Origin of the sequence: Rothia similimucilaginosa (assembly GCF_029850985.2) — a bacterium.
GTDB lineage: Bacteria > Actinomycetota > Actinomycetes > Actinomycetales > Micrococcaceae > Rothia.
This window is the reverse complement of record NZ_CM138149.1, coordinates 1,088,763-1,105,054: the sequence shown is the minus strand read 5'-3', so window position 1 is coordinate 1,105,054 and position 16,292 is coordinate 1,088,763. Positions and strand designations below refer to the sequence as shown.

The window sequence follows — 16,292 nt, the reverse complement described above, 5'->3', positions numbered from 1 at the left end:
CGCCTTAGATGGGTTTTGGGACGTTTTTGCTTGTGGGTGAAGTGCTATTTTTCTGTGGGCGCACTTGCGGGCACACCGCTGCGGCTGCTCGCCTTAAGTGTTTGCAACTGGTCAAGCAACGCCGCGCGCAGGTGCGCCGGACCGATGAGTTCGAGGGCACCTCGGTGCGCGATGACGGTGTCGAGGATGTTCTTATCGCCAGCGCCGTGGGCGTTGTTGTAGTAGTGGATGCGCACGTATTGGGTGCGTGAAGCCTTCTTCACGTGGTGGGTGCTTCGGCGCATGTACGTTGCGGTGAGAGTGCCGAGCGGTTCGCCGTTGGGGATATGTTCGGTCGGGTGAATACGCAACTCAGCAAAGGGGTTGCTCTGAGTGTTGTGCTGTTGTGCGTGCCAATGAGGGACAGTGTCACCGGTGACCGGGTGGGTACGACCCTCACCCGCCTCGTGAATATGGTTGATACGGGTGAGGCGGAAGTTACGCCAGAAAGTAGGGGGCTTCTCCCCCGCCTCGTTGCCTGCAACCTCCCCGGTGGCTGCGTTAGCAAAAGCCTCAGGTGCATACTCAGGGACCTCTTCACCGCGCGCGGTATAGTAGCGTTCCTCAGCGGTACGGCACCACGCATGCAGATACATGTGGTCGCGGTGCAACACCAACGCATACGGGTCCACCAGACGATCCGCGGCACGCTCAGAGGTACCGTACCCAATGGTCACGGCGTTGCCGCTACTCAGAGCGGCAGTCGCCTCCTGCAGCAGAGGCTCCTCCGGGGCAAAGTACAGGTGCTGCGCATAGACGGGTGCGTTCGGGTACGCGGTGGCGAGCGCTGCCCGGATACTGCCCAGGCGCCCATCAGCCGGGTGCAGAATATCTGCGGTAGAGAGAGTAAAGGCCAGAATGGCGAGCTCGGTGTCGGTGAGGCGCGCGTAGTTCAGTAGCGTGTTCGGGGTGGCGCTGCCAAAGTCCGGTAGCAGGTTAATGTATGTGGGTTTGAGCGCGTCCGGGTTCTTGGGGTCAGAATCGAAGGGCACAGTGTTGAAAGGAGATGTGTCTACCTGCGCGAAAATCTCGGCAATAGTTTTGCCGAGGGCACGATTTTTATCGGTGTCTACGCTGTAGAGGGTGTTGAGCTGGTTCAACGGCATGGGTGCCTCATCATGGGTGCTTGCCCAACGGTCAGCGTGGTGCAAACCCAGGAGCAGATCCACAAGGTCGTCGAGAGAGTTGTTACGGTTGCGCGGGTTAATATCTGTCCAGGTGCCGGGGTCTTCAACTGCGCCGCTGTGCAGGTCGGTGAGGGTGCGCAAGAGCTGCTGCTGGGCGGCGTAGCTGTCACGCTGGCGGGTAGAGGCAGCATCGGAGCTCGAATCAGCAGAGTCTGATTCAGCGGGCGGCTCAATTACACAGCTGTAGCTGGTTGCCGCCACAGCGCTATCAATCGTGCCGTACGAGGGCACGGTGAAAGGCTCCGAAAGTGTGGAATCGGCGCTGACCTCCACGACGGACAGGTACTCTTCGTATCCCCTGATGTCTTCTAGCCAGTTCTTAGCGTTGAACGTCGTGTTGATGGGGATCGAATCGATACGCGAGAGCATCGTGAGCTTCTGAATACGGCTAGCACGGAATGTGTACTCCTTACGTTCCGCACTCTCGGTATAGTACCCGACGAAGTACCAGGTGCCGTAACGGTAACCAATACCGGCAACACTGACCTTCTCCTGCATACGGGTTGCACCGGCAGCCGTCTGATAGGTGAACGTGACCGTCTTACGCTCCGCGTAGGCGGTAAACAGTTCATTTAGGTGGGGGTTATCGCTAAAGTAAATGCGCTGAAGGGGCTCACGGTAGGTGTGCAGGTTCTTCGCGCGCTGACGCTTGCCGGTCTTCGGGTCCTGGATCTTCGCTGCGGCGAGTGCCTCGTCAGTGAGGTTCTTGCTGGTGAGCGCAATCTTACGCAGGATGCGGTAGGCATCATCTTGTAGCTCGGTGCCTTCCCAGCCGCGCAGGATGGTGTTGATGAGGCGGAACTCCTCAGCAGTGGGGTTCCAGGCGGGCAGCTTTGCGGCGTTGCTGGGTTCGAGGCGGTAGCGCTCCCCCAGATCCGTGGTCACGTGGGTGATGTGCGCGCCGGCATCACGCAGGGTCTGCTTGGCTCGTTCAAAGGCGCGTTCCTGGGCCTCGTTGAGGGAGCCGTTAGCGCGTGTGCTAATACCGAGCAGGGTCAGTAGCTCGTTGCGGCTGATGCCCTGGGTTCGGGTCGCGGTGTCGGGTGTCTCGGCGGCGGTGGCGAGGCGGTGAAGAGTCATGTAAAGCTGAGCTGCGGTGGACATGATTCCATCATAACCTGTGTGTTCCGCAGCACTTACGTAGCGTATGGGGTGGCTGAGGCAGAAACACGCGGGTATAAAATCTCGCGGATGCGCTGATAGCCCGACGCCCAAAACCACGGTACACAAAACCCGGTACATAAAGTCGGGCAGGCAAAAGCCCGGTGCCCCTCCCACAATCGGGAGAAAGCACCGGGCTAGATGTCTCTTATGCGAGAACCTGGCTAGTCCTTAGCGGACGTCCAGCAGGTCCACCACGAAAATCAGGGACTCACCGGGTTTAATGACCGAACCTGCGCCGCGGTCACCGTACGCCATGTCGGCGGGAATCTCCAGGCGACGACGGCCGCCGACCTTCATGCCGAGCAGACCCTCATCCCAGCCACGGATAACCTGGCCAACGCCCACCTGGAACGGCAGCGGCTCGCCGCGGTTCCAGGACGCGTCAAACTCTTCACCGGTGGAGAATGCCACACCAACGTAGTGGGTGAGCACGCGGGAGCCGGCAACAACCTCAGCGCCTGCACCCTCGATCAGGTCGGTGATGACCAGCTCGGTGGGCGCGTCGCCCTCGGGGAAATCGATTTCAGGCTTTTCGCGGTCGAGGTTACGCTGACCGAAAGACATGGGTGTCTCCTTTGATTGGTTCGAAATACATCGAAATAGTGGGTGCGCCCGCCGCCTAAGCCATATAAGCGGCGAGCGCGGTATAAAAATGTGACGTAAAACGTGGGTACCGGGCTACTGCGCGGTAGCCGAAGCGGTAGCTGCCGGGGTTGCGGTCGCAGAAGCGGTTGCCGAGGCGCTCGCCTGCGCAGCAGCCGCGCTAGAAGCTGCCTGAGCACGCTGCAAGGTCTGCGGGTTCTCCTCCGCTCCCAGAATATCAACCACGAACACGAGGGTGCCCGAAGGCTTGGAGCCGCCGGCGTCGTTACCGTACGCCAGATCCGCCGGGATAATCAGCTCAACGCGGGAACCGACCTTCTTGCCCTTCAGGCCCTGGGTCCAGCCCTTGATAACACCCTGCAGGGAGATGCCCGTCGGGGTGGCAGCGTCGTAGTTGCTGTCAAAGACCTTACCGTCAGAGTACTTCACGCCAATGTAGCGCACGTAGACGGTATCGGTTTCCTTGACTTCAGCGCCCTCGCCCTCAATGAGGTTCTTGGAGACGAGCTCAGTGTATTCCTGCTTGGTGTCAGGCAGCTTGATGTCAGCCTTGCCGGTGGACTCGTCCAGCGTGAAGGACGGCAGCGACGGGTCAGCCTCAACAGCCTTACCGGTTGCGTACTTGGGCAGCTTCGTCTTCACGGTGTACACCTCAACGTTAGTTGCGGTACCGGGCGAAGCGGTCGTAGTGGTCACGCCCGCGGTGCTACGCTGCTGCAGAACGTTGGTGGTGTACGAGAAGGAACCGCCAACCTTAATCTTCTTGAGGGTTTCGTACACCTGCGGTGCAGCCTTCTTCAGCTGATCGTTAACCGGTAGCAGAATCGGCTCGCTGGAGTAAGTGGAACCGTTGAGCTTGCCGTCGGTGCCGTTGAATACGGCAGCCTCAACAAGCACGTAGTCACCATCGTTGATGGAGTCGCCGTTACCTTCCTCAATCACGTACGCGGAGGGGCTAGAAGCGGCGAAGGGAGTTGCGAAGGACGCTTCAGGCTCAGCGGTCGCATTCTTCAGGGTGTACTGCACCTTGGACAGGTCGCCATTATTAGACTGTGCGCCACATGCAGACAGTGCGAGCGCGAGAGCTGCCGTGCTGGCACCGAAAATAGTGAGCTTAGAGCGTTTGGTCATAGTGTTATCCTCTGGGGTTTTCTGTGAGAGTGGGGCGTATGAGTGCCCGTGTGCCACAGAACAGTTTACAGGTATAGGTTTAGCTGTTTTATGCTACGGCACGTAGCTGTGTTCAGGCTGTGTCGCGGCGCGGGGTGCGCTGGGAACTTTGGGCGGGAACACACCGTGCCGTGGTGTGGCGAGCCCGGGGCTTTAGCGGCGCTGTTTAGCAGGGCGGCGGGAATGCCGCCTCCTGATGCTGACGCTCCTTAGACGCCAGCAGGCTCAGCACCTCCTCCAGCTCCTCGCTGCCGGTAGCGAACGGGTCCTTACACACCAGCGTGTGCTGCGGGTAGGCGTTGAGCTTCAGATGCACCCAATCCACGGTGAACTGCTCCCCCGCCGCAACCGCCGCGTTAATGAAACGCGAACGCTGGGTCGCGCGAGTGTTCGGCGGCTGAGTCTTAGCCGCCTCCGCAACGCCCTCGGGCAGGATGCGCTTGACCGCACCGCGACGAACCATCGCATGGAAGACACTACGCTCCGGGTCAATGTCGTGGTACGCCAAGTCCAGCTGACGGATGCGGGCACTCGCATAATCGGCAGGCTGACCGGCCGCGCGGGCACGGGCAATGTACGCATCCAGAAGCTTCTTCTTAATCGCCCAGTCAATCTCAGTATCAATGCTGCTGTAGTCGCCGGACTCGATAGCATCCAGGGTGCGCTGCCACAGGTCCAGGGCGTATTCCGTATGGTGGTGGTGCACGCCGTACTGTTCCACATACTGACGGGCGGCGTCCAAGTAGTGACGCTGAACGCTCAACGCCGTGTAGTACTTACCGTCGGTGGTTTCGAAGGTCGCGGTGCCGGTCAGATCGTGGCTGATAGCTCGCAGAGCCGCCGGAACAGACACAATATCCAGGCTCGTCACCGGGAAGCGATCCTCCAGCATGCGCAGCACCAGGTCGGTGCTGGCAATCTTCAGCAGGGTCGTCGGCTCCGCCATATTCGAGTCACCATTAATGACGTGCATGCGGCGGAACTTCGAAGCGTCCGCGTGCGGCTCGTCGCGCGTGTTAATGAGCGGGCGAGCGCGCGAGGTGGAGGTGGATGCCGCCTCCCAAATATGGTCGGCACGCTGCGAGAACGAGTACGAGGGCACACCCGTGCTGGACGCCGGGTCGGTCGAACCGGGCACCGGGCCGCCGTTCGGGTGGGTCTTACCGGCACCGACCAGAATCTGGCGGGTCACCAGGAAGGGCACGAGCTGCTTAATCAGGTCGTTGAACTGCAGTTTGCGGCTAATCAGGTAGTTCTCATGGCTGCCGTAGGAGTTGCCCGCCGAATCCACGTTGTTCTTGAACAGGTACAGTTCACCGTCAAGGGGACGGCCCTCCGAACCTGCGAGCAGACGCTTGCGGGCGGTACGCGCCAGATCAGCGAAAAGCAGCTCACCGGCGCGTTCCTGCGCGAGTAGCTCGTCAATGCTACCGCATTCGGCGGAGGCGTACTCGGGGTGCGAACCCACGTCAAGGTAGAGCCTACCGCCGTTGGGTAGGAAAACGTTCGTTGAGCGCCACTGATCCAGGACGGGCTTGAAAAGGGCAACGGCGGATTCTTCGATGCTCAGCCGACCGAGCCCATGCGGGACGTAGCTGAGCCCGAATTCGCTTTCAATGCCGAAAATACGGTGTTCCATGATGCTGACCCGGCGTGCAGGTGCGCCGGTTACTCGCCACCCTTCTGGACGAAGCCGGTGACGAAGTCTTCAGCATTCTCAGCGAGCAGGCCGTCAATTTCGTCGAGCAGGTCGTCGACCTCGCTCACGTCAGAGACAACGTGGGAGGCGGCGAGGGTCAGTTCCTGCTCCTGCTCCTGCTCGGCTGCGGTGGTTTCGGTCTGCTGTGCGCTGATGCGTTCGCGGCTCATGGTTCTCTCCTCAAGGGGTTTTCGGTTGTGGACAAATAAGTTTTTAGTGGTGTCGGGTGCGGGGTGTAAGGGTTGTAGTACCCGAACCTTCATGCACCCTACCTGTGGGTTATGTGGTTTTTACTCTTCCAAATGGGGGATTCGCCCCGGGGAAGAATATGAGTTCATGTGGGTTTAGGGGATGCTACTAGCGCAGGCGGTTCAGCAGCTCATCCGAATGGTTTACCTCATCCAGCAGCGGTTCCACCGCGGCGGCACCGTACCGGGTCGGTTCCATCATCGTAAAACGGGTAAGATCCTTCGAATACCTGCCACGGCAAGACACCGTATCCCAGTTAATACCCAGAATCTCCTCCGGCCAACGCGCCATCAAAGTACCACGCAAAAACGCCCGCGTCTCACGCGGCGGCTCAGTGGTCGCATGCTCGATCTGCTCCGCAGAGAACAGCGTACGTATACGGCCACGGGCCACCAGACGGTGATACAGACTCTTCGACGGGTCAATATCAGCGTACTGCAAATCCAAAGCCTTCAACTTCGGATTCGCATAATCTACGCCCTGAGCGACATAGCCGCGCACCAGCGCATACTTCGCCACCCAATCCAGACGATCCGCCAGCGAGAGCGGGTTAGTTTCCAGGGCGTCCAGCACTTCGCCCCACAGATCGAGAATCTGCGCGGTCGCAGCATCCACACCCGCCGGGTTCGACTCCTCGTGCGCACGGGAGGCCTCATAGTAGGCGCGCTGAATCTGCAGGGCACTTGCAGAACCACTCGTGGACACCGGATTTGGCAGGGCCGCCGAAGACGGCGCCAACGGCAGCTGAACCGATAGTGACAGGTCGTGGCTGACCGCGTGCATCGCCGCCACCGGATCAGACAGGCGCACACCCGGCAGCACCGGAGTCTGCTCACCGTGCGACTCAATCAGGTTCATCACCAGCGCCGCCGTACCAAACTTCAACAGGTTCGAATAGTGCGACATGTTTGCGTCCGCCGGAATCACGTGCAGGCGGCGGTACTTCGACTCATCCGCATGCGGTTCATCGCGCGTATTCACAATCGGGCGGCGAATCGTGGTTTCCAGACCAATCGTGCGCTCAAAGAAATCAGCACGCGAACTCATCTGAAAACCCGGAACCTCACCGTGCGTACCAATACCCACACGGCCCGCACCCGTAAAAATCGCGCGGGTCGCAAAGAACGGCAGGAGCGCATCCGCAACCTGCTCGAACGGAACATCACGGCTAATCAGGTAGTTTTCATGGGCGCCGTACGACTGGCCCTTCGAGTCGGTGTTGTTCTTGTACAGCTTCACCTGCGGCAAATCCTGCGCGTGGTTACCCAGCTCCACCAACGACTCATACGCCAGCGCGTCACCGGCAGCGTCATAGAGCACTGCATCGGCGGGGGTTAGAACCTCCGGCGAGGAATACTCCGGATGCGCATGATCCACATACAGGCGCGCACCATTGGGTAGAATCGCGTTCATGGTCACGCGGTCCCAGTCCAGACGCTCCGGGAAACCACCGCGGCCGTGCACGCCGGCGAGCGCATCCAGGGCGCTACGCGGCTCGGCGGGCTCACCCGGTGCCTGAACGCCCGCCTCACGCATAATCTCCAGGGCAATATCTTCGCTGGTCAGCTCGGTGCGGGTGTGCGTCATCTGGCTTGAGTGGGCGGTGGAGGCGTCCTGAACCTGACCGAAAGCATCACGCAGCGGCGACTCCGACTCACCCAGCCACTGACCCTCGGGGGTGGCGGTCGAGTAGTTCTCTGCCTGGCGGGCCTGCTCGGCGGTCAGCTCATCCGCCAGGGCGCGGCGCTGCAGCTCCTCACGGAAAGCGGCGCCGCGGCGGAACGCCAACTTAGCGTAAGTGTTGACCACCAGTGCGGACAGCACGGTCGGGTTGGTGCCCGGGGCGGAGGGGGCGATGACGCCGTACTCGGTTTCGGCACCCATAATGCGGTGCACGCCGTAGCTGGGGGTGGAGTTCATGGGGTTCTCCTGAAAAGTTCTATACCATCTAAAGGGCTGGACCTGCGGTCATTGAGGTTGATGCGGGATAAGCACGTTGAGCGCCTCCCGGCTCATGGTGCCGGAGACGCGGTTTAGCGCGGCGGCTCCACCGACACCAGACGGCCACGCACACCGGCAACGGTGAGTGCATCCTCAATATCGGGCAGTGGCGGTAAGTCCACCTGATCCTCAAACTCGGCGCGTACCGCCTCCAGCAGGTGGCGGGTGCCAATACCCACACCCGCTGCGTTAGCGCCGGCAGTCAGCGCCTGCAACTGCTCCTTAATCGCCGCCTTCTTCGCGCGGTCCACAATATTGCGAATCACCGCACCCGAGGTGAAATCGCCGCGGTACAGCGTGTGAGTGGACAGGTTCGCGCTCGCACCAGAACCAACGACCATGGAAGAATCCACGGTCGCCACAGCGTACGCCGTGGAGGGGGTGCGTGCGTACAGCTGACCTGCCGCCGCCGCAATCATCGCGGTCAGGGCGGCGCAGGTCGAACCGGCGGCTGCCACCTCCGCAGCGTCCAGGGGCAGGTCTTCGGTCAGGTACAGGCCGAAAATCTCTGCCGCACCGGCGGCATCCGGGCGGTTAATGCGGATTTTCAGGTCGAGTCGACCCGGGCGCATCACCGCGGCATCAATCAAATCTTCACGGTTGGTTGCACCAATGACGATGACGTTCTGCAGCGACTCCACGCCGTCAATTTCGGCAAGCAGCTGCGGTACGATGGTCGTCTCAATATCGGAGGAACGACCCGAACCGCGCATACGGAACAGCGACTCCATCTCGTCAAAGAACACGACGACCGGGTGGCCTGCCTCCGCCTTCTCACGGGCGGCAACGAAAATATCGCGGATCTGACGCTCGGTCTCACCGACGAACTTATCGAGCAGCTCGGGGCCCTTAATGTTCAAGAAGTAGCCGCGAGTAGCCGAACCCGGGTTCAGCGCAGCCGCACGAGCCGCCAGGGAGTTCGCCACAGCCTTAGCAATCATGGTCTTACCGTTACCGGGAGGACCGTACAGCAGAATGCCCTTGGGCGGTGCCAGGTGGTAGCGCTCAAAAATCTCGGGGTGCAGGTACGGCAGCTCCACCGCGTCGCGAATCTGCTCAATCTGCGCGCCCAGGCCACCAATCTGCTCGTAGGTGACGTCAGGAATCTCTTCCAGCACCAGCTCCTGCGAGCGGGAGGCGGGAACCTGCGAGGTCAGCATACGGGTGCGCGTGTCGAGGGTGACCGCGTCACCGGTACGCAGCTGCTCAATGTCGAGGGAACCAGCCACACGCGCCACCTGCTGAGCACCCGAGGACGTATCAACCAGCACGCGCTGCTCATCCAGCACCTCGCGCACGGTCACCACGTCACCGAAGGGTTCGGTGTCCAGGGCGAGCACCGCTTCCGTCTTGTCGTTGAGCAGCACGGTCATGCCGGGGGTCAGCATGGACAGGTCAATGAGCGGGGATACGGGAATACGCATCATACGGCCGCTCACCTGAACATCCAGGTAGGTGTCAATCTCGGCGGGAGTTTTATCGTCAGCGACCTGCTCGTAGGTCATGGTCTGACCCTCATGCACCGCCAGCACAATCGCCGAATTCAGCGGCGGCATAACGTTCTGCGATAGGGAGGCGCGCAGACGCTCCACCTGGTAGCGCATGCTGGTGATTGCCTCAACGAGCTTGCGGTTCTTCTCCCCCGCACCACGAATCTGTCGGCTCATATTGTCGCGGGTTGCCTCCGCCGCGGAGAGTCGACGCAGCACGGCGTCATACTCCTGCGCGCTGACGGGCTGACTGCCGGGCAGGGAGGTCGACCCGAAAGCAGCCGAGTAGTGCGGTGCCGCGCTGGCTGCACTGTGGGCGGTGCCGTACTGGGGGGTTCCTGCCTGATCTGCAGATTCGTGGGTGGACACGGTAGCTCCTTTAGCTGTTCGTCCTAATCGGTGGCTACTCGGCGCGGGTGGTTGTGCGCAGCGAGTAGCCCGGTGAGTGCACTGCGGGGGCTCCAGGTAACGCCCGTGCCCCCGCAGGTTAATGATTCATCAATTATTCGGCAGACTCAGATGCTTCGTTCTGCTCAGTCTCCAAGCCGTTCTGTTCCAGCGCAATCTCGTTCGCGCGTGCGGCGTGAGCGGCAAGGTTCTTCGCATCGCGGGCTGCGCGGCGAATCTTCTTATCGGTCACCTCACGCTCACCCACGTTCATGGGAATCCACGCGTTCATATCCTCTTCAGAGAAGTCAGTCTTGGACGCGCGACGCTTCGGCGCCAGGCGCACCGCACCGTCAGCGAGGCGACGAGCCACAACCAGGAATGCGGTGTGTGCAACCATGCGGTGGTCGGGGCGGACTGCCAGGCCCTCCACGTGCCAGCCGCGAACAATGGTTTCGTCACATTCGGGTTCGGTGAAGCGGCCGTCCAGGCGCATGCCCTCAACCAGGCGGGACATCTGGGTTACGGTCGCAACGTAGCAGATGAGCACACCGCCGGGTGCGAGCGCCTCCGCCACAGCGTCCAGGCACTCCCAGGGTGCGAGCATGTCGAGTACGACGCGGTCGACGCTGCCGGGCTCTTCAACCTGCGGCAGGGTGTCCTGCAGGTCGCCGATGCTCAGCTTCCACGCCGGGTGCGGTCCACCGAACATGGTCTCAATGTTGCCGCGGGCGACGTCCGCGAACTCTTCACGACGTTCGAAGGAGTGCACGCAACCGTAGTCGCCGACTGCACGCAGCAGGGCGATAGACAGTGCGCCGGAGCCGACGCCTGCCTCGACGACGCGTGCGCCGGGGAAGATGTCTGCCTTGACGATGATCTGCGCGGCGTCCTTGGGGTAGACGACGGCTGCGCCGCGCGGCATGGAGAGCACGAAGTCCTTGTAGAGGGGGCGCAGCGCCTGGTAGAGGATGCCGTGAGTGTTGGCGATGACGGTGCCTTCGGGTGCGCCGATGAGGTCGTCGTGCTTGAGGAAGCCCTTGTGGGAGTGGTATTCGCCGCCTTCGGCGAGGGTGATGGTGGTGATGCGGCCGCGTTCGTCAGTGATTTGGACGCGCTCGCCGGGGCGGAAGGGGCCGCGGCGGTTGATTGCGCCGGTGGGGGTGTGGGTGCCGCTGCTCACGGGGTGGTTCTCCTCGGGTTTGGGTCAGTCTGTGCTGTTCGCGCTTTGCGGCGAACTAGGGTACGGAAAAAGTCCTTTTCTATTTTAGCGGAGTCTGCATATCGGCTCTGGAGTATTACCCGCGGGCGTGATAACTGGGCGGCTGGTTTCTTGTGCGGTCAGCTGGTGGTGCGGTAAAAGCAGACGTATCGCATGGAAGGCGCAGAAAAGCGCAGGAGCAGCACCACGGCTTTCACACCGTAGCGCCGCTCCTGCTCTTCAAAAATATTTTTCAGAAGCCCTACGCTTCCTCCTGCGCCTCGTACGCGCGCACCTCAGCTAACATCTCTGCGGCGAGCGCATCGACCGTCTCACGGTTGTACGGGCGAAGAGCGTACAGCTCCTCCATGACCGACGAAGTCATCTTAGAGGACCACACCCAGGCGTGCCGCCAGGATGTCACGTACCAGCGCGCCACCGCCGACGGTGGTGTCCGCCAGAGCCTTCACAGCCCACGCATCCACAGCAGCCAACGCCGCCGGAGCGTTCAGGTCCTCACCAAGTGTCTCACGCACAGCGACCAGCAACTCAACCGCCGCCTCATCGCTCGCGCCCTCACGGCCCTCAGCCACCGACACCGCATGACGGTAGGTGTCCAGGCGAGCCTTCGCGTGCTCCAACAGCTCATCAGTCCAGAACCAATCCGAACGGTAATGCTGACCCATAATCGCCAGACGCACCGCGTTCGCATTCTCACCTGCTGCGCGCAGACGCGAAACCAGCACCAGGTTGCCGCGGGACTTGCTCATCTTTTGGCCGTCCAAACCGACCATGCCGGTGTGCGCGTAATGCTTAGCGTGCGGGCGCGCAGACACAGCCCACGAATGGCCCGCACCCAAATCGTGGTGTGGGAACGTCAGGTCGTTACCGCCAGCCTGAACGGTCAGCGAACCATCCACAAAACGGCGGGCAATCATCGTGCACTCGATGTGCCAGCCGGGGCGGCCCGCGCGCAGCTCGCCGGCATCCCAGCTTGGCTCGCCCTCACGCTCAACACGCCACAGCAGCGGATCCAGTGCGTCACGCTTACCGGCACGGTTCGGGTCGCCGCCGCGCTCAGCAAAAATCTCCAGCATCTCATCACGGCTCAGGTGGCTAACCTCCCCCGGTGCCCACGAGTAGCCCTCAGCGTTCGCGGGCAGCTCACGCACAGCCTTCAAGTCCAGGTACACGTCACCGTCAGGATGCACCACACCCTGCTCATCCGTGAAACCGGGCACGCGGTACGCCAGGCCGCAGCGTAGCAAATCCTCAATCAGCGGGAACAGCCACTCAATGGACTCCACCACACCCACATAGTGCGCCGGCGGAATCACGTTCAGCGCCTTCATATCGGTGCGGAACAGCTCCGTCTGATCCTCAGCCAGTTCACGCCAATCAACGTTCGTGGCAGTCGCACGCTCAAGCAGCGGGTCGTCCACATCAGTCACGTTCTGCACGTACGTCACCGGCACGCCCGCATCCAGCCAGGCGCGGTGCAGCAGGTCAAAAGCAACATAGGTGGAGGCGTGACCCATATGCGTCGCGTCGTATGGGGTGATACCGCAAACGTACAGGCTCGCCGCCTTGTCCTCCTGAACCTGAATAATCTCACCGGCAGAAGTATCAAAAATACGCGGCAGCGCAGCCTGACCGGGCAGAGTCACAGAGGCGGGGGCATCCCAAGCTCGCATCGGTTTCCTTTCCGTAAAAACGCCCACAACCGGTGGACGCGCCACACCCGCCGCCCAGCCTCAGGGCATTCGGGTGCCAAAAAATCTACTCCAATAAGAATACCCGCCCGTGAGAAAATCACGGACGGGTATGTCATATCACGCTGAGGGCTAAAGCCTTAGAACGCCGAAGAAGTAGCGTTCAGAACGCCAGTGCCCAGACCAACGAAAATCAGGATACCGAGCGCAATGCGGTACCAAATGAAAATGCCGTAGGACTTCGAAGACACGTACTTCAGGAACCAGCCAATCATCAGGTAACCCACCACGAACGCGACCAGAGTCGCAAGGATAGTCGACGGGATACCGTAGTAGCCGGTAGCCTCAGCACCAGTGAACACCTTGAACGTCTTGTACAGACCAGACATGAACACTGCCGGCAGAGCCAGAAGGAACGAGTAACGAGCCGCAGCCTCACGGGTATAACCCATGAACAGACCCGCGGTAATTGTACCGCCCGAACGTGAAACACCCGGGATCAGTGCCAGCGCCTGCGCGCAACCGTACAGAATACCGTGACGGAAAGTCAGGTCCTTTAGCTCACGCTGCTCACGACCAAAACGGTCCGCAAGACCCAGGAACACCGCGAAGACAATCAGCATGGTCGCCACAACCCACAGGCTGCGGAACTGGGTGTCAATGTAGTCTTCCAGGAGCAGACCCAGAACGCCGATGGGCAGGGAGCCGAGAATAATCAGCCAACCCATGCGGGCATCCGGGTCGTTACGCGGTACGCGGCCGGTCAAGGATCCGAACCAGGACTTCAGGATGCGAACAATATCGCGCCAGAAGAAAATCAGAACCGCAGTCTCAGTACCCAGCTGGGTGATTGCGGTAAACGCGGCACCCGGGTCAGCCCTCTCAGGCAGGATCTGGCCAACAATGTTCAGATGCGCCGATGACGAAATCGGCAGAAATTCGGTAAGGCCCTGAACGAAGCCCAAAATAATTGCTTGAATCCATTCCACGCATTCAAGGATACAGGAGGCGCGCCAGCCCGGAGCGGTTCACGGAAGGTGATGTGGGACTTCCGCAAACCGCCCCGTCCACACTGTGAAACGCTCAGGGTGCCGGTTCAAGCAGTACACCGCGGTGCATCCACGGCTCAAGAAAGCCGCGCAAACCGCCGATACACACAATGCCTGCGCACACTAAACGACTAAGGAGCGGGATACATACTCCCAGTATGCATCCCGCCCCTTACATCATGCACGGTTAACGGTCACACGTGAACCCCGTACAAAGCATAAACGGTCATCGCCTACGCCTGGCGCTCATCACGCAGTGCACGGTTCACAGCCGAAATCATCGCCTTCAACGCCGCACGAGTCGTTGAGTTATCCACGCCAATACCCCACAGCACGCGAGAACCAACAGCAGCCTCAACATAGCAAGCAGCGTTAGCAGTTGACGAAGCCGACATGGTGTGCTCCGAATAATCCATCACGCGAATATCCATGCCCTCACCTGAAAGGATGTTCTGCAGAGCATCCACCGGACCTGTACCCGAAGCAGTACGAGTGTACGTGTGACCATCAATGTTCAGGCCAACACGCAGAGTAGTCGCACCAGTATCAGCCGAATCAATATTAATCGACTCAATACGGTACTTACCCCAACGGTTCTGCGGATCCGGAGCCGGCAGGTACTCATCGGTGAAGATGTTCCACAGCTTCTGGCTGGTCATCTCGCCACCCTCAGCATCAGTGCGAGCCTGAACAATCTTCGAGAACTCAACCTGCGCACGACGCGGTAAATCCAGACCGTGATCCTGCTTCAGCAGGTACGCCATACCGCCCTTACCGGACTGCGAGTTCACACGAATAATCGCCTCATAGGTACGACCCAGATCGCGAGGATCAATCGGCAGGTACGGAACCTCCCAATAAACCTCATCCACGGTCTTACCCGCCTCAGCAGCAGTACGCTCCAGAGCCTCAAAGCCCTTCTTAATAGCGTCCTGATGCGAACCAGAGAACGCAGTGAACACCAGGTCGCCACCATACGGCGAACGCTCGTGCACCTTCAACTGGTTGCAGTACTCAACAGTCTTACGGATACCGTCAATATCAGAGAAATCAATCTGCGGATCCACACCCTGGGTGTACATGTTCAGGCCCAAAGTCACCAGGTCAACGTTACCGGTGCGCTCGCCATTACCGAAGAGGCAACCCTCAATACGGTCAGCGCCCGCCAGGTAACCTAGCTCAGCAGCAGCCACGCCGGTACCGCGGTCATTATGCGGGTGCAATGACAGCACAATGTGCTCACGGTGGTTCAGGTTGCGGTGCATCCACTCGACCGAGTCGGCGTACACGTTCGGGGTAGCCATCTCAACGGTAGCGGGCAGGTTTACAATCAGCTCGCTACCGTTCTGACCAATCTCCAGCTCTTCAGCCACAGCGTTCACCACGCGAGCCGCGTACTCAAGCTCGGTACCGGTGAAGGACTCGGGCGAGTACTCATAGATGACCTTAGTATCGGAGACCATCTGCTCTTCGTACTTGCGGCACAGGCGCGCACCCTGCAGGGCGATATCCAGCACGCCCTCCTGATCCTGGTTGAACACCACGCGACGCTGCAGCACGGAGGTTGAGTTGTAGAAGTGCACAATCGCCTGCGGTGCGCCCTCAATTGCCTCAAAAGTGCGGGCAATCAGGTGCTCACGAGCCTGCACCAGAACCTGAATGGTTACATCTGCGGGGATGTGGCCGTCCTCAATGAGAGTGCGCACAAAATCAAAGTCAGTCTGCGACGCCGAGGGGAAACCAACCTCAATTTCCTTGTAACCCATCTTCACCAGCAGCTTGAACATCGCAAGCTTACGGTCGGTGTCCATGGGGTCAATCAGTGCCTGGTTGCCGTCACGCAGATCCACTGCGCACCAGCGCGGAGCCTTCTCAATGACCTTATCCGGCCAGGTGCGGTCCGGCAGGTCAACAACAATCTGCTCGTGGAAAGGGCGGTACTTATGTACCGGCATGGGGCTGGGCTTCTGGTGGTTTTTCATGATGAATTTCCTGTTGGTTGGTCCGTCTCGCTCTACCCCACTTGTGGGGCTCGTACCGTGCCGGGTATCGGTTCCCGGCAGCAGTGGTCAAGGCGGTGCATCAGAAAGGATGCGAAGGTGAGATGCCGCGTGAAAAAGCCGGAACGGTTGCGGCAGATTTCTAGCGTGCCCCGTTCCGGCGAATAAGCAGCAGGTTCACTGCCTGGCGGGTAACCCCGCGCGTGCTCTCACCGTCAATAATCATGCTTCCACGCTATCACAGGGATCGGAGGCGGTGGCAGGGCACCTGGGAAGCCGTCCATCATCTGGAAAGAATCAACGACAAAGGGGCGTAGCCACCATTTCTGGCCCTACGCCCC

The 16,292-nt window shown here is 60.4% G+C and carries 12 protein-coding genes; all 12 read right to left on the bottom strand.

Annotated features, from left to right (window positions below; all coding sequences use genetic code 11):
* Positions 1-44: 44 nt before the first annotated feature.
* The 12 genes from QFX07_RS04640 to leuA all read right to left on the bottom strand — a co-directional run bounded on the left by QFX07_RS04640 (position 45) and on the right by leuA (position 15,933).
* On the bottom strand, positions 45-2,330 hold the full coding sequence (locus QFX07_RS04640) for a helix-turn-helix transcriptional regulator (protein ID WP_279754924.1): 2,286 nt from the start codon (positions 2,328-2,330) through the stop codon (positions 45-47).
* Positions 2,331-2,558: 228 nt separating this feature from the next.
* A complete protein-coding gene (locus QFX07_RS04635; protein WP_279739918.1) occupies positions 2,559-2,954 on the bottom strand; it encodes an FKBP-type peptidyl-prolyl cis-trans isomerase in 396 nt (131 codons plus the stop codon).
* Between the two features lie 114 nt (positions 2,955-3,068).
* Positions 3,069-4,124, bottom strand: a complete 1,056-nt coding sequence (locus QFX07_RS04630) for an FKBP-type peptidyl-prolyl cis-trans isomerase (protein ID WP_279754925.1) — start codon at positions 4,122-4,124, stop codon at positions 3,069-3,071.
* Positions 4,125-4,329: 205 nt separating this feature from the next.
* On the bottom strand, positions 4,330-5,802 hold the full coding sequence (gene pafA, locus QFX07_RS04625) for a Pup--protein ligase (protein ID WP_279754926.1): 1,473 nt from the start codon (positions 5,800-5,802) through the stop codon (positions 4,330-4,332).
* A 29-nt stretch (positions 5,803-5,831) separates the two neighbouring features.
* Positions 5,832-6,032 (bottom strand): ubiquitin-like protein Pup, encoded by a 201-nt coding sequence (locus QFX07_RS04620; RefSeq protein ID WP_279754927.1) that lies wholly within the window; start codon positions 6,030-6,032, stop codon positions 5,832-5,834.
* A gap of 187 nt (positions 6,033-6,219) precedes the next feature.
* Entirely contained in the window at positions 6,220-8,031 is a 1,812-nt protein-coding gene (gene dop / locus QFX07_RS04615) for a depupylase/deamidase Dop (RefSeq protein WP_279754928.1), read from the bottom strand.
* 113 nt (positions 8,032-8,144) lie between these two features.
* On the bottom strand, positions 8,145-9,971 hold the full coding sequence (gene arc / locus QFX07_RS04610; RefSeq protein WP_279754929.1) for a proteasome ATPase: 1,827 nt from the start codon (positions 9,969-9,971) through the stop codon (positions 8,145-8,147).
* A 133-nt stretch (positions 9,972-10,104) separates the two neighbouring features.
* On the bottom strand, positions 10,105-11,172 hold the full coding sequence (locus QFX07_RS04605; RefSeq protein WP_279754930.1) for a tRNA (adenine-N1)-methyltransferase: 1,068 nt from the start codon (positions 11,170-11,172) through the stop codon (positions 10,105-10,107).
* 280 nt (positions 11,173-11,452) lie between these two features.
* Complete coding sequence (locus tag QFX07_RS04600; protein WP_279754931.1) at positions 11,453-11,575, bottom strand: hypothetical protein; 123 nt, start codon at positions 11,573-11,575, stop codon at positions 11,453-11,455.
* Between the two features lies 1 nt (position 11,576).
* Complete coding sequence (mshC, locus tag QFX07_RS04595; RefSeq protein WP_279754932.1) at positions 11,577-12,884, bottom strand: cysteine--1-D-myo-inosityl 2-amino-2-deoxy-alpha-D-glucopyranoside ligase; 1,308 nt, start codon at positions 12,882-12,884, stop codon at positions 11,577-11,579.
* A gap of 158 nt (positions 12,885-13,042) precedes the next feature.
* Positions 13,043-13,891, bottom strand: a complete 849-nt coding sequence (locus tag QFX07_RS04590; RefSeq protein ID WP_279739936.1) for an undecaprenyl-diphosphate phosphatase — start codon at positions 13,889-13,891, stop codon at positions 13,043-13,045.
* A 293-nt stretch (positions 13,892-14,184) separates the two neighbouring features.
* On the bottom strand, positions 14,185-15,933 hold the full coding sequence (gene leuA, locus QFX07_RS04585; RefSeq protein WP_279739938.1) for a 2-isopropylmalate synthase: 1,749 nt from the start codon (positions 15,931-15,933) through the stop codon (positions 14,185-14,187).
* Positions 15,934-16,292: the final 359 nt, after the last annotated feature.